Annotated in this window: 12 protein-coding genes and 1 riboswitch; of the genes, 4 read left to right on the top strand and 8 right to left on the bottom strand. The window is 54.9% G+C overall.

What is annotated here, in order from left to right:
* Positions 1–623: 623 nt before the first annotated feature.
* The gene (locus ACLD4K_RS10315) at positions 624–1,043 is read left to right on the top strand and encodes a DUF4751 family protein (RefSeq protein WP_080250460.1); all 420 of its coding nucleotides are present in this window, start codon (positions 624–626) and stop codon (positions 1,041–1,043) included.
* A gap of 5 nt (positions 1,044–1,048) precedes the next feature.
* Here ACLD4K_RS10315 and araD read toward each other — a convergent pair whose 3' ends face one another.
* The 3 genes from araD to araB all read right to left on the bottom strand — a co-directional run bounded on the left by araD (position 1,049) and on the right by araB (position 5,107).
* Positions 1,049–1,744, bottom strand: a complete 696-nt coding sequence (gene araD, locus ACLD4K_RS10310) for an L-ribulose-5-phosphate 4-epimerase (protein ID WP_411011804.1) — start codon at positions 1,742–1,744, stop codon at positions 1,049–1,051.
* A 140-nt stretch (positions 1,745–1,884) separates the two neighbouring features.
* Positions 1,885–3,387, bottom strand: a complete 1,503-nt coding sequence (gene araA / locus ACLD4K_RS10305; protein WP_411011803.1) for an L-arabinose isomerase — start codon at positions 3,385–3,387, stop codon at positions 1,885–1,887.
* A gap of 10 nt (positions 3,388–3,397) precedes the next feature.
* Positions 3,398–5,107: a ribulokinase gene (gene araB / locus ACLD4K_RS10300; RefSeq protein WP_411011802.1), complete on the bottom strand. Its 1,710-nt coding sequence runs from the start codon at positions 5,105–5,107 to the stop codon at positions 3,398–3,400.
* 340 nt (positions 5,108–5,447) lie between these two features.
* Between araB and araC the strand changes: the two genes are divergently transcribed.
* Together araC and ACLD4K_RS10290 are read left to right on the top strand one after the other, a co-directional pair.
* Positions 5,448–6,293: an arabinose operon transcriptional regulator AraC gene (gene araC, locus ACLD4K_RS10295; protein ID WP_000852387.1), complete on the top strand. Its 846-nt coding sequence runs from the start codon at positions 5,448–5,450 to the stop codon at positions 6,291–6,293.
* A 118-nt stretch (positions 6,294–6,411) separates the two neighbouring features.
* Positions 6,412–7,179, top strand: a complete 768-nt coding sequence (locus ACLD4K_RS10290; protein WP_001148369.1) for a DedA family protein — start codon at positions 6,412–6,414, stop codon at positions 7,177–7,179.
* 38 nt (positions 7,180–7,217) lie between these two features.
* On the opposite strand, the gene thiQ is transcribed toward ACLD4K_RS10290, so the two are convergent.
* The 4 genes from thiQ to sgrR all read right to left on the bottom strand — a co-directional run bounded on the left by thiQ (position 7,218) and on the right by sgrR (position 12,315).
* A complete protein-coding gene (gene thiQ / locus ACLD4K_RS10285) occupies positions 7,218–7,925 on the bottom strand; it encodes a thiamine ABC transporter ATP-binding protein ThiQ (RefSeq protein WP_411011801.1) in 708 nt (235 codons plus the stop codon).
* On the bottom strand, positions 7,909–9,519 hold the full coding sequence (gene thiP, locus ACLD4K_RS10280) for a thiamine/thiamine pyrophosphate ABC transporter permease ThiP (RefSeq protein ID WP_411011800.1): 1,611 nt from the start codon (positions 9,517–9,519) through the stop codon (positions 7,909–7,911). Before thiP ends, thiQ begins: the two co-directional genes overlap by 17 nt.
* A complete protein-coding gene (thiB, locus tag ACLD4K_RS10275) occupies positions 9,495–10,478 on the bottom strand; it encodes a thiamine ABC transporter substrate binding subunit (protein WP_000915326.1) in 984 nt (327 codons plus the stop codon). Before thiB ends, thiP begins: the two co-directional genes overlap by 25 nt.
* Positions 10,479–10,509: 31 nt before the next feature.
* A riboswitch (TPP riboswitch) is annotated at positions 10,510–10,609 on the bottom strand.
* Positions 10,610–10,656: 47 nt separating this feature from the next.
* Positions 10,657–12,315 (bottom strand): HTH-type transcriptional regulator SgrR, encoded by a 1,659-nt coding sequence (gene sgrR, locus ACLD4K_RS10270; protein ID WP_411011799.1) that lies wholly within the window; start codon positions 12,313–12,315, stop codon positions 10,657–10,659.
* Positions 12,316–12,407: 92 nt separating this feature from the next.
* On the opposite strand from sgrR, the gene sgrT reads away from it, so the two are divergent.
* Positions 12,408–12,530, top strand: coding sequence for a glucose uptake inhibitor SgrT (gene sgrT, locus ACLD4K_RS10265; protein ID WP_411011806.1), 123 nt, complete (start codon positions 12,408–12,410; stop codon positions 12,528–12,530).
* A gap of 334 nt (positions 12,531–12,864) precedes the next feature.
* On the opposite strand, the gene leuD is transcribed toward sgrT, so the two are convergent.
* Positions 12,865–13,470, bottom strand: coding sequence for a 3-isopropylmalate dehydratase small subunit (leuD, locus tag ACLD4K_RS10260; protein WP_000818264.1), 606 nt, complete (start codon positions 13,468–13,470; stop codon positions 12,865–12,867).

Genomic DNA, 13,470 nt, shown 5'->3' with positions numbered 1-13,470 from the left:
TATACCCAAAATAATTCGAGTTGCTTAAAGGCGGCAAGGGAGTGAGTCCCCAGGAGCATAGATAACGATGTGACTGGGGTGAACGACAAATCTGCCGGGAGCAGATTTGAACGTCGCGTGCGACGGCCCGTCAGGGCGAGGCCCATGGATGGGCCGAGTAATCCGTAGCCAACACATAAGCAACTTGAAGTATGAAGGGTATAATGATGCTGGTGTAGACAGCTGATATAATTATCCTATAACTGCTAATTTTGAATCATGTTTATTTACAATTTTTATCCATAGGTTGGCTGTTTTGTGTCAAGTCTGTTTCCATACATTCGGTATTTTTCAGAATAGTGCTTATTCGAATCTGTTACTTATTTCTCGGATTAACAAAAAAGCGATATTTTTTGTTTGTTTTAATTAATGAAAAGTGTAAGAATTTCATTTGAAACATCCGCACCGCCAGGTAGAAATATAATATTTCAATTGGCCGCTATGGTTAAATAAAAATGGATTACAGTGCGAATTCGTCGGGAACTCTCTGTATAATTTAATTTTTATTTTAGAATATAATTTTATTTTAACTTTCAGGTGCGGGTGTTTTTATCAAAATTTGTGGTATTCGGGAATTATCTTTTATGAATGTGAATATGCAGGCGTGTCTGGTAGGGAACGACCATTATCTTTTCGTCAATACTCAACGCGCTAACCCTTCCATAAAAACCGTGAGTCGATTTTTTGAGTATAAAACATGGACAGATCAGATTTGGCGTACCGAAATTATTGAAAACGGCAATGCTTTTTTTCACTGGCAAGGACACGACAGAAAAAACGGACATCGGGATACCATTATTAACTATCTGTTAAATGGGCAACGCTGGCAGTCAACAATCGAAGATTATATTTTCTTCCATGCGCTGGAAGGAAAAGTGTTGCAGGGACATTATGATAACATTATTGAATATGTGAGTTCTGATAATTACGTCTATCAAAGCGCATTTGCTGAATATATCACCGACCAGATTCATCAACGCGCCCCCAATGGGACGCGTTTTTAGAGGCATTACTGCCCGTAATAGGCTTTTGCGCCGTGTTTGCGTAGATAGTGTTTATCCAGAAGGGATTGCTGCATGCCGGGCAACTGTGGCGCAAGCTGGCGGCAGAAGATCCCCATATAGGCCACTTCTTCCAGCACGATGGCGTTATGCACGGCATCCTCGGCATTTTTACCCCAGGCAAACGGGCCGTGCGAATGGACAAGCACGCCGGGCATTTGAGCGGCGTTAATGCCTTGTTTTTCAAAGGCCTCAACAATGACATTGCCCGTTTCCCATTCATACTCGCCATTAATTTCCGCCTCGGTCATTTTGCGAGTGCAGGGAATTGTACCGTAGAAATAGTCGGCATGGGTGGTTCCTGTCGCCGGAATCGACTGACCCGCCTGCGCCCAGATAGTCGCGTGGCGCGAATGGGTGTGTACGATGCCGCCGATAGTCGGAAATGCCTGATATAACAAACGGTGGGTTGGCGTATCGGACGACGGTTTTTTATGACCTTCAACGACTTCACCAGTCTCCAGGCTGACCACCACCATATCGTCAGCGGTCATGACGCTATAATCGACGCCGGACGGCTTAATCACCAATACGCCGCGTTCGCGAACGATGGCACTAACGTTACCCCAGGTGAGGGTGACCAGGTTGTGTTTTGGCAGCGCCAGATTGGCTTCCAGTACCTGGCGTTTGAGATCTTCTAACATTGTTTTCTCCCTGCCGGATGGCGCTTCGCTTATCCGGCCTACGAGCGACGGTGTGCCGGATGGCGACATAAATGCCTTATTCGGCCTACAGGACCGTAGGCCCGGTAAACGCAGTGCCACCGGGCATTCAGACTCCACTTTTAGCGTTTTAAACCGTAATACACCTCGTTCCAGCGCAGCGCGTCCTTAAAGGCTGGCAGACGGGTATCGTTATCAATCACCGCGATTTCGATATCGTGTATTTCTGCGAACTGGCGCATATCGTTCAGATCCAGCGCGTGGCTGAAGACGGTATGGTGCGCGCCGCCAGCCAGAATCCACGCTTCGGAGGCGGTCGGCAGATCCGGCTGCGCCTTCCACAGCGCGTTAGCCACCGGCAGTTTCGGCAGGGAGTGCGGCGTTTTTACGGTGTCAATGCAGTTGACCAGCAGGCGATAACGATCGCCGAGGTCGATCAGACTGGCGACGATCGCCGGGCCGGTTTGGGTATTGAAAATCAAACGCGCCGGATCTTCCTTGCCGCCAATGCCGAGGTGCTGGACGTCGAGGATCGGTTTCTCTTCCACCGCGATGGACGGACACACTTCCAGCATGTGCGAGCCGAGCACCAGATCGTTGCCTTTCTCGAAGTGGTAGGTGTAATCCTCCATAAATGAGGTGCCGCCCTGCAGACCGGTTGACATCACTTTCATAATGCGAAGCAGAGCGGCGGTTTTCCAGTCGCCTTCGCCCGCAAAGCCGTAGCCCTGTTGCATCAGACGCTGTACGGCCAGACCCGGAAGCTGTTTCAGACCGTGTAAATCTTCAAAGGTAGTAGTAAATGCGTGGAAGCCGCCCTGTTCCAGGAAACGCTTCATACCGAGTTCAATACGCGCCGCTTCCCGCACGTTCTGGCGTTTATCGCCGTGGATCCGGGTGGCGGGCGTCAGGGTATAGCTGCTTTCATACTCGTCAATCAGAGCGTTGATATCGCCGTCGCCGATGGAATTCACCACCTGCACCAGATCGCCGACCGCCCAGGTATTGACCGAAAAGCCAAATTTGATTTGCGCGGCCACTTTATCACCGTCAGTCACTGCGACTTCACGCATATTGTCGCCGAAGCGGCAGACTTTTAGCTGGCGGGTATCCTGTTTAGAGACCGCCTGGCGCATCCAGGCGCCGATACGCGTATGGGCCTCTTTATCCTGCCAGTGGCCAGTGACGACCGCGTGCTGCTGGCGCATCCGCGCGCCGATAAAACCGAACTCGCGGCCGCCGTGCGCAGTCTGGTTCAGGTTCATAAAGTCCATATCGATGCTGTCCCACGGCAGGGCGGCGTTAAATTGGGTATGGAATTGCAGTAGTGGTTTGTTAAGGATACTCAGCCCGTTGATCCACATTTTGGCCGGGGAGAAGGTGTGCAGCCAGACCACCAGCCCCGCGCAGCGATCGTCATAATTGGCGTCACGACAAATGGCGGTAATCTCATCCGGCGAGGTGCCCAGCGGTTTTAATACCAGTTTACATGGCAGTTTGGCTTCGGTATTCAGCGTGTTGACCACATGCTCGGCATGTTGAGTGACCTGACGCAGGGTTTCTGCGCCATACAAATGCTGGCTGCCAATCACAAACCATACTTCATAATTATCAAAAATCGTCATTGTCGTGTCCTTAATGAGTCAGGATTGTCTGATTGGCCGGGGTCGTTGGCGCCGGCGCGGCAGTCGGAAGATAATGTTGTTCTGCGCTTAGCGCCCACTGCTGGTAGCGGCGGTAAAGCTGTTCGAAGCGTTGCGCCTGTTCAGGGCAAGGGCGTAGAGTGCGTTCTACCGCGCTCGCCATGCTTTGCTGGGCGGCTGGAATGTCTGCATGGACCTTCGCAGCGACGGCGGCAAAGATAGCGGCGCCTAATGCGCAGCACTGGTCGGAAGCGACGATCTGCAACGGACGATTCAGTACGTCGCAGCAGACCTGCATAATGACCTGATTTTTACGGGCGATGCCGCCAAGCGCCATCACGTTATTGACCGCAATACCTTGATCGGTAAAACACTCCTGAATGGCGCGCGCGCCGAAGGCGGTCGAGGCGACCAAACCGCCAAACAGCGCTGGCGCGTCGGTGGCGAGATTGAGATCGGTAATGACGCCTTTCAGACGCTGATTAGCGTTTGGCGTGCGGCGACCGTTAAACCAGTCGAGCACCACCGGCAGGTGATCCAGGGACGGATTTTTCGCCCAGGCGTCGGTGAGCGCTGGCAGTAGCTGCTTCTGGCTAGCGTTAATCTGATCTTTAAGTTCCGGATGCTGCGCGGCAAGCTGCGCCAGCGGCCAACTGAGTACGCGACCAAACCAGGCGTAAATGTCGCCGAAAGCAGATTGCCCCGCTTCCAGACCGATAAAGTTCGGCACCACGCTGCCGTCAACCTGACCGCAAATGCCTTTCACCGCGCGTTCGCCGACGCTCTGTTTATCCGCAATCAGAATGTCGCAGGTAGACGTGCCGATGACTTTTACCAGCGTATTGGGCTGTGCGCCCGCGCCGACCGCGCCCATGTGACAGTCGAACGCGCCGCCGGAAATCACCACGCTTTCCGGCAAGCCGAGGCGCTGCGCCCATTCGGCGCACAGGGTGCCCACGGGCAGATCGGCGGTGAAGGTTTCGCTAAATAACGGGTAGCGCAGATGACGGTTAATGCACGGATCGAGTTCATCAAAGAAGCTCGCGGGCGGCAGGCCGCCCCAGCTTTCATGCCACAGCGTTTTGTGCCCGGCGCTGCAGCGGCCACGGCGGATATCCTGCGGGCGAGTGGTGCCGGAAAGCAGCGCCGGCACCCAGTCACACAGTTCAATCCACGAGACGGCGGCCTGCGCGACGGCGCTATCCTGACGGGTGACGTGCAGAATCTTCGCCCAGAACCATTCGCTGGAGTAAATGCCGCCAATATAGCGGGAGTAGTCGACCTTGCCTGGCTTATGGCACAGACGAGTGATTTCATCGGCCTCTTCCACGGCGGTGTGATCTTTCCACAGCACAAACATCGCATTCGGGTTCTCGGCGAACTCCGGACGCAGCGCCAGGACGTTACCGTCGGCGTCAATCGGCGCTGGCGTAGAACCGGTGCTGTCAACGCCAATGCCAACGACATTTGCGCGTTGCGCGGCGCTTAATTGTGCCAAAACGGCTTTCAGCGCGGCCTCCATTGACTCCATGTAGTCGCGCGGATGATGACGGAACTGGTTGTTCGGGCCGTCGCAATAACGGCCTTCTTGCCAGCGCGGATACCACTCTACACTGGTGGCGATCTCGTCGCCGGTGGCGCAGTCCACTGCCAGAGCGCGCACTGAATCACTGCCAAAATCGAGGCCAATTGCAATTGCCATCGTCTTACTCCATCCAGAAAAACAGGTATGGAGAAACAGTAGAGAGTCGCGGCAAAAACCGTCAGGCAGGATCCGCTAATCTTATGGACAAAAATGCTAATGCTTTGCAAAGTGTGACGCTGTGCAAATATTCAATGTGGACATTCCAGCCATAGTTATAGACACTTCTGTTACTTAATTTTATCGCCTGAACTGTACGCTTTTGTTACAAAGCGCTTTTCACAAGCGGGGTTGATACGTGCTTTCATCAAGCGCGAGGTCTTGCGGAGACGTAAGCTCTGTCGTCCTGGTCAATATGGACAATTTGTTTCTTCTCTGAACATCGGGGGGTAGAGAAATCATGGCTGAAACGCAAAATGATCCGCTATTGCCGGGATATTCATTTAATGCCCATCTGGTCGCCGGGCTGACGCCGATTGAAGCGAATGGATATCTGGATTTTTTTATCGATCGTCCGTTGGGCATGAAGGGATATATTCTTAACCTGACCATCCGCGGAGAAGGCGTCATTAATAATAATGGCGAGCAGTTTGTCTGTCGGCCTGGCGATATATTATTGTTTCCGCCGGGCGAGATTCATCACTATGGACGGCATCCGGACGCCAGCGAGTGGTATCACCAGTGGGTTTATTTCCGGCCTCGCGCCTACTGGCAGGAGTGGCTGACCTGGCCGACAATCTTTGCCCAGACAGGATTTTTCCGCCCGGACGAGGCGCGCCAGCCGCATTTCAGCGAACTGTTCGGGCAGATCATCAGCGCCGGGCAAGGGGAAGGCCGCTATTCTGAGCTACTGGCGATCAATCTGCTGGAGCAGTTGTTGCTCAGACGTATGGCGGTAATTAATGAGTCGTTGCACCCGCCGATGGATAGCCGTGTGCGCGATGCCTGCCAGTATATCAGCGACCATCTGGCAGACAGCCATTTTGATATCGCCAGCGTCGCCCAGCATGTCTGCCTGTCGCCCTCCCGGTTATCGCATCTGTTCCGCCAGCAGTTAGGCATTAGCGTATTGAGTTGGCGCGAAGATCAGCGTATCAGCCAGGCGAAACTCCTGCTTAGCACCACGCGAATGCCGATAGCGACCGTTGGGCGCAATGTTGGATTTGACGATCAGCTCTATTTTTCGCGGGTATTTAAAAAATGCACAGGGGCAAGTCCTAGCGAGTTCAGGGCCGGATGTGAATAAAAAGTGAATGATGTGTCCACAAAGATGTCATAAGCCGTAACTATTCGGATAATTGACGGCTTGACGAAGGGGGACGGGGTAAGCAGAATCCCTGCTTCATCACGCTGACGGACACACTATGCAAGCACTGCTGGAACACTTTATCACCCAATCCACTTTGTATTCGCTTATCGCCGTGTTGCTGGTCGCCTTCCTGGAATCGCTGGCGCTGGTGGGGTTGATTTTACCCGGTACGGTACTGATGGCGGGGCTGGGCGCGCTTATCGGCAGCGGCGAGCTCAATTTTTGGCATGCCTGGCTGGTGGGTATTATCGGCTGTCTGATGGGCGACTGGATTTCGTTCTGGCTGGGGTGGCGCTTTAAAAAGCCGCTACACCGCTGGTCTTTTATGAAAAAGAACAAGTCGCTGCTGGATAAAACCGAACACGCGCTGCATCAGCACAGTATGTTCACGATCCTGGTCGGACGTTTTGTCGGTCCGACGAGGCCTCTGGTGCCGATGGTGGCAGGGATGCTGGATCTTCCCGTGGCGAAATTTATTGGGCCGAACTTGATTGGCTGTTTGCTGTGGCCGCCGTTTTATTTCCTGCCGGGCATTCTGGCGGGAGCGGCAATCGATATTCCTTCCGATATGCAGAGCGGAGATTTCAAATGGCTGCTGCTGGCGACGGCGTTGCTGCTGTGGGTCGGAGGCTGGCTATGCTGGCGGCTGTGGCGCAGCGGCAAAGCGGCAGTCGATCGTTTAACCGCGTATTTCCCCCGCAGCCGTTTGCTGTATCTGGCGCCGTTGACGCTCGGAATCGGCGTGGTCGCACTGGTGGTGCTGGTTCGCCACCCGCTGATGCCGGTATATATCGATATTCTGCGCAAAGTTGTGGGTTACTAACGATTCCTTTGCCGGATGGCGGCTTCGCCTTATCCGGCCTACAAAATATGGGATTTGATGCCCAATAGCGCTGAGGCGCTGGCTTGACCGCTTAGTAGATCGTCTGTTTTGCCTTGCCACGCAATGCGTCCGTCGGCGACGACGATTGACCGGGGCGCAATTCGCGCCGCATCTTCCACGCTGTGCGAGACCATCAACAGCGTGAGCTGTCGCTCGCGGCAGATATCGCTGACCAACGTCAGCATCTCCTGACGCAGCGCGGGATCGAGCGCGGAGAACGGTTCATCCAGCAGCAGTACCGGCTGTTCGCGTACCAGGCAGCGCGCCAGCGCTACCCGCTGACGCTGGCCGCCGGACAGTTCGCCCGGCAAACGCGCCATCAGACTCTCAATGCCCATCTGACGTGCAATAGCGTCCCGTTTTTCCCGCTGGCTGGCGTTGAGCGTTAACCCGGGGTTTAGCCCCAGACCGATATTTTGCTGCACATTCAGGTGGCTGAATAAATTATTCTCCTGAAACAGCATTGAGACCGGACGGCGTGAGGGCGGCGTAAGCGTATGATCGTCGCCGGCAATCAGTAGCGTACCGCTGGCAGGCGCAAGAAAGCCGGCAATTAAATTCAACAACGTGCTTTTCCCCGCGCCGCTGGGGCCAAGAATCGCCACCTGCTCGCCGCGTTCTACCGCCAGCGTAAAACGCATCGGCAAATGATGGTAAAGCCAGGTGATATCAATCAGTTTTAGCATGTCGGCCCGGTAGTTTCTCTATGAGGGTAAATAGCGTAAAGCAGAGCAGCAATAGTATCAGCGCGGTCACCGCGCCGTCCTGGCTGCGGTAGGAGCCGATCTGCTGATACAGATAAAACGGCAGCGTGCGGAAATAGTCATTGCCGAAAAGCGCGACGACGCCAAAATCACCGATAGAAAGTACGCAGGCAAACGCCAGCGCCTGCGCCAGCGGACGTTTCAGCGCCCGCAGTTCCACGACCTTTAACCGCGACCAGCCTTCAATTCCTAATGACTGGCACAGCATTCCATAACGGGCGGTAATATCGCGCATTGGGTTTTCCAGGACTTTTAGCGCGTAGGGGATTGCCATCAGCGCATTGGTGAAAATCACGATGCCGTCGGCGGATTCCGGTAAGCCAACGCTATTATTGAGCAGTAAAAAGAAGCCTGTCGCCAGCACGATCCCCGGCATCGCGAGGATCAACATCCCGCTGAGTTCCAGCGTTTGTCCGGCGAATAGTTGCTGGCGTTGGCGTAGCTCGCGGCTACTCCACAGCAGCATCATGGTCAGCACCACACACAGAACGCCCGCCGCCAGCGCAATGCGTAGCGATGTCCAGACAGCCTGCCACAGAATGGGTTGCGCCAGCACCTGCGGCAGGCTGCGGTTAACGCCATCGACCACCACGGCGACCAGCGGCGGAAGCAGCAGCAGCAGCGCCAGCACGATTAATAAGGCGTCCGTCAGACGGCTGTGGAGACGATCGTCAGGATCGCGCCAGCCCTGCGTCAGCGTCATCCCCGGCGCAACCGCTTTGCTCAACCGTTGGCTTAGCAGTACCAGCGCCAGGCAGCAGACCATCTGGATTAATGCCAGCATCGCCGCGCGGGCGGGATCGTAGTCATAACTGAGCGCCTGAAAGATAGCCAGTTCGATAGTGGTGGCCTGCGGGCCGCCGCCGAGCGACAGGACCGTTGCGAAACTGGCGAAGCAGAGCATAAAAATCAGCGCCGCGACGGGCGGAATTTGGCGGCGCAGCCACGGCCATTCGACAAAACGAAAAAAATGCCAGCCGCGCATACCGAGCTGGGCGGCGAGCTGGCGCTGCTCGCCGGGAATGCTTTCCAAAGATTGCAGCAACAAACGGCTCGCCATTGGCAGGTTAAAAAAGACGTGCGCCAGTAAAATGCCCTGCAAGCCGTAGGGGGAGAATGTCCACTGAAGCCCCAGCATCTGCCACAGCGAGGCCAGCCAGCCCTGACGGCCATACACGCTAAGAATACCGAACACGGCAACCAGTACCGGCAGAATCAGCGTCATGGCGCATAGACGCAGCAGCGCCAGACGTCCAGGAAAACGGCGTCGATAAAGCGCGCGAGCGAGAAAAACCGCCGGGACCACAGACAGCACTGCGGACAGAAACGCCTGCCAGAATGAGAAGCGCACCACATGCCACAGGTAGCTATCCCGCCAGATTGCCGACCACGCGCCCGCCGGCGCGTTCAGCCAAAGCGCCAGAAAGGCCGCCAGCGAGACGGTTATCATCAGCGCGGCGGCGCACAGCCCCGGAATCAGCCAGCCGGGAATTAACGGCTGACGGCGCGTTGCCATTCGCTAATCCATGCCTGGCGTTGTGCTGCCACTTGTTGCGGCGTGAATTCCAGCGTTGTGGCGGGTTTTGCCAATGATTCAAACCCTGCTGGTAAGGCGACGTCCGCTACCGGGTACATCCAGTTGCCGGTGGGTATGGCGTTCTGAAACGCCGGAGAAACCATAAATTTGAGGAATTTCTCAGCCAGTTCCGGCTGCTTACTGGCGACGGTACGCGCCGCGACTTCTACCTGTAAGTAATGGCCTTCGCTGAAGTTCGCGGCGGCGTAATTGTCCTTCTTTTCTTCAATAATGTGATACGCCGGAGAGGTGGTGTAACTGAGCACCAAATCGCTTTCACCTTTCAGAAATAAACCGTAGGCCTCGCTCCAGCCTTTCGTCACCGTCACCGTTTTGGCCGCCAGTTTTTGCCAGGCCTGCGGCGCGTTATCGCCATAGACTTTGCGCATCCACAGTAACAACCCCAGCCCTGGCGTACTGGTACGCGGATCCTGATAAATCACCCGCCATTTTTGATCGCTCTCGACCAGTTCTTTCAGGCTTTTCGGCGGATTTTTCAGCTTGCTTTTATCGTAGACAAAGGCGAAATAGCCGTAATCGAACGGCACAAATGTGTCGTTTTTCCAGCCGCCGGGCACCTTGACCGCCTCATTCGCCACGCCGCTTTTGGCAAAAAGTTTAGTTTGCGTGGCCGCCTCCAGCAGATTATTGTCCAGCCCCAACACCACATCGGCTTTGCTGTTCTTCCCCTCCATCCGCAGGCGGTTGAGCAGCGAAACGCCATCCTCCAGCGCCACCAGTTTCAGCTCGCAGTTGCAATCGGCTTCAAACGCTTTTTTCACCGCCGGGCCTGGCCCCCAGTCGGCGGCGAACGAGTCGTAGGTATAGACGGTGAGAACGGGTTTGGCGAAAGCAGGCGCCGCGCACAGGAGTAAAAGCGGAAGATATTTTTTTAACACTTTGCACCTCAGTTAAAGAGTGGCAAAGGACTTGAGAGTTAGCCTCAAATCCCTTCGCCGGCATTATCCGGATCAGGTTCGACGGGTATTTTCTCAGCGCGCGCATGAGCGCGGCACCCCGTTGAGTTCGGCGTTAGTGTAGTGATTTTGTTGCCGGGCAGCAATTAAGAGCTGGCTTTTAAGGATCCGGCGGCGCAAACCACGCCGATTTAAAATCAAACCAGCCGAGGGTATTCATGCGCAGCCCGCGCATACTGCGTTGTCCCTGGATAATCAGCCAGTGGTGGATCAACGGCACAATCGCTTTGTTGGCCAGCAGTTGCTGGCACCAGTTCGCCAGGTTCATCTCGCCAGCGCGCCACTGCGCGGCGTCGTCCTGCCAGTCGCGCGGAATGCAGTTCTGCAAGAGTGGTACTTCGCACAGGTGCGCGAACAGCGAGAAATCCAGCGGCAGCGTAAAGTTAGCGCTATTGAGCCAGATATCGCTTTCGATCTCGCCGGCGTGCCATTGATCGTAGTCGATCTCCTGAATATGCAGATGCACCTGATGTTCAGCCAGAAGCGCGCTCATGATACGGGCGATAACCCGGTGCTCAATGTGTTCGCGATAGAAGGTCAGCGTGAGGGTTTCCAGCCCGGCGGGTTTTTCGCCCGGGCCTGGACGGGCGTGATGCCAGCGCGGTAAAAGCCCACAGGCCGGGAACCAGAGCTGCTGTAGCGGTTCATCGGCATGATAGAGTAAATTGGTGGGAGAGAGGACGTGGCTTACCCATTCTCTGACCTGCGGATGTGCGCCGCGCGGCGTTCTGGCGTCGAATAGCAGGTAATAGCACCCCTCTTCCAGTCGGCTTTCTATCGCTTTTTCACCGCCTTGTATCGGCCCTTCCAGCATCAAGCCGCAGGCCGGTTCTTCACTGATATCCGGCAGTACCCAGACGTTCACTTCGTCTATCAACGCCCGATAGCCGAAGTAGTCATCAAAGGCGAGTATCTTGAGCTGGTTCGGCGTATTACGCCGCACGGCATAAGGCCCGGTGCCGATAGGGTGGCTGGCGAAATTAGCCAGCGTTTCCCACTCCCGAGGCAAAATCATCGCCGGGACCTGGCCCAGCAGCCACGGCAACCAGCGATCCGGCTGGGAAAGATGAATATCCAGCGTCCACGCGGTAGGGGAGTCTATCTTTTTGATGTGCGAGTAAAGCGGAAGCGTATTGATACGCGTTAGCGAGGCGATGACATCTTCCATCTCCAGCTCGCGGCCATGATGAAAATGAATGCCGGGGCGCAGGTAGAAGCGCCACAGTAAAGGGGAAATTTGCTGCCAGTGGTGCGCAATGTCCGCTTCCAGTTCCCCGTTTTCCTCATTTACCCGCGTGAGCGAACTGAAAATTTGCCGGGCAATATGAGTTTCCGAGCGACGTAATGCGGTTCCCGGCAGGAGATTGTGCATCGGACGATAGTAAAGAACCCGCAGAATATGCCGCCCCTGGCGGAAGCTGCGTCCCAGATGGGAAATCAGCATTTGCCTGACAGCGCTTTTATCGCCGACCAGTTGTACCAGTTGATCGATTCGATCTTGTTCCAGCAGGTCTTCCGCCCGCTGCTGTTGCAGCGCCAGTCCGGTATACAGGAACGTCAGACGCGAACGCTTTCCGCGTCCGACCTCGGCTTCCCATGTTAGCCAACCGCGCGCCTGCATCGTATTTAGCAGCGTACGCATATGGCGACGCGAACAGTTCAGCAGATCCGCCAGCTCATTAAGCGTGGTGTCTTGCGTTTTACCGTCACAACATTGCCAGAGACGGATAAATTGTTGTTGCAGGCGACCTGAGGGCATAAAAGGGGAACTCCGATGAAAAACTCAGCAATTTTATTATCCCTATATTAGGCCAATAATATCTTTCGATGAAGCAAGAGGAAGAGGTCACTATGCACCAGTTCTGGTTGAGATATTTTGTCGCGACGGAAAAAACGTCCTGGCTGGCTTGCCTGAGCGCGTCGCAGCGCTTAAAAATGCTCGCGGAATTGATGCAGTGGGAGGCGACCGATTGAAGCCAATTGCAGACATCATGTGTGACTGAGTATTGGTGTAGGCGATAGCCTAAAATCACCCGCCAGCAGAGAATACCTGCTGGCTTTTTTTATTTCGGCTGTTTCTGGATAACGACGATGGGACGGCGTCTCAACGGGATTTATACGGCGGTTTCTGTGGTCACGCGGGGGTGAGCGGGTGAGTAAAAGGCGTATAAAAAATGCCGGAATATCCCCGGCATGAGCGACTGATGAGTAACCAGGCGCTTGATGGCGCTACGCTTATCAGGCCTACAGGATATAGTGGCAACCTGGTGATATTGCATAACCTGTAGGCCCGGTAAGGCGTGAAAGGTTACCGCATAAATGCCGGTTGTTTATTTTCGTAGGCGGCAATCGCGTCTTCGTGCTGCAGCGTCAGCCCAATGCTGTCCAGACCGTTCAACATGCAGTGGCGGCGGAAGTCGTCGATTTTAAAGCTGTAGGTTTTATCGCCTGCTTTCACCACCTGTGCTTCCAGATCCACTTCAAAATGAATCCCCGGATTGGCTTTCACCAGAGCAAACAGCTCATCGACCTGTGCGTCGCTCAGGGTTACCGGCAGCAGTTGGTTGTTAAAGCTGTTGCCGTAGAAAATGTCGGCGAAGCTTGGCGCGATCACCACTTTAAAGCCGTAGTCGGTCAACGCCCACGGCGCGTGTTCGCGTGAAGAGCCGCAGCCAAAGTTCTCCCGCGCCAGCAGTATCGACGCGCCTTGATATTCCGGAAAGTTCAGCACGAATTCCGGATTTGGCTGTTGGCCCTTTTCGTCCAGGAAGCGCCAGTCGTTAAACAGATGGGCGCCAAAACCGGTGCGCGTAACCTTCTGCAAAAACTGTTTAGGGATAATTGCATCGGTATCGACGTTGGCGGCATCCAGTGGGACAACCAGGCCGGTATGCTGGGTAAATTTCTCTGCCAT

The organism is Salmonella sp. 741265055_HSA (genome assembly GCF_046569525.1).
Taxonomy (GTDB): domain Bacteria; phylum Pseudomonadota; class Gammaproteobacteria; order Enterobacterales; family Enterobacteriaceae; genus Salmonella; species Salmonella enterica.
Note: the sequence above shows the minus strand (reverse complement) of the source record. Positions and strands in the feature narration are given on the sequence as shown.

Excerpts from the sequence above, each read along its gene's own strand:
- ACLD4K_RS10315 (WP_080250460.1), top strand. The coding sequence starts at position 624 with ATGAATGTGAATATGCAGGCGTGTCTGGTAGGGAACGACCATTATCTT.
- araD (WP_411011804.1), bottom strand. The coding sequence starts at position 1,744 with ATGTTAGAAGATCTCAAACGCCAGGTACTGGAAGCCAATCTGGCGCTG.
- araA (WP_411011803.1), bottom strand. The coding sequence starts at position 3,387 with ATGACGATTTTTGATAATTATGAAGTATGGTTTGTGATTGGCAGCCAG.
- araB (WP_411011802.1), bottom strand. The coding sequence starts at position 5,107 with ATGGCAATTGCAATTGGCCTCGATTTTGGCAGTGATTCAGTGCGCGCT.
- araC (WP_000852387.1), top strand. The coding sequence starts at position 5,448 with ATGGCTGAAACGCAAAATGATCCGCTATTGCCGGGATATTCATTTAAT.
- ACLD4K_RS10290 (WP_001148369.1), top strand. The coding sequence starts at position 6,412 with ATGCAAGCACTGCTGGAACACTTTATCACCCAATCCACTTTGTATTCG.
- thiQ (WP_411011801.1), bottom strand. The coding sequence starts at position 7,925 with ATGCTAAAACTGATTGATATCACCTGGCTTTACCATCATTTGCCGATG.
- thiP (WP_411011800.1), bottom strand. The coding sequence starts at position 9,519 with ATGGCAACGCGCCGTCAGCCGTTAATTCCCGGCTGGCTGATTCCGGGG.
- sgrR (WP_411011799.1), bottom strand. The coding sequence starts at position 12,315 with ATGCCCTCAGGTCGCCTGCAACAACAATTTATCCGTCTCTGGCAATGT.
- sgrT (WP_411011806.1), top strand. The coding sequence starts at position 12,408 with ATGCACCAGTTCTGGTTGAGATATTTTGTCGCGACGGAAAAAACGTCC.
- leuD (WP_000818264.1), bottom strand. The coding sequence starts at position 13,470 with ATGGCAGAGAAATTTACCCAGCATACCGGCCTGGTTGTCCCACTGGAT.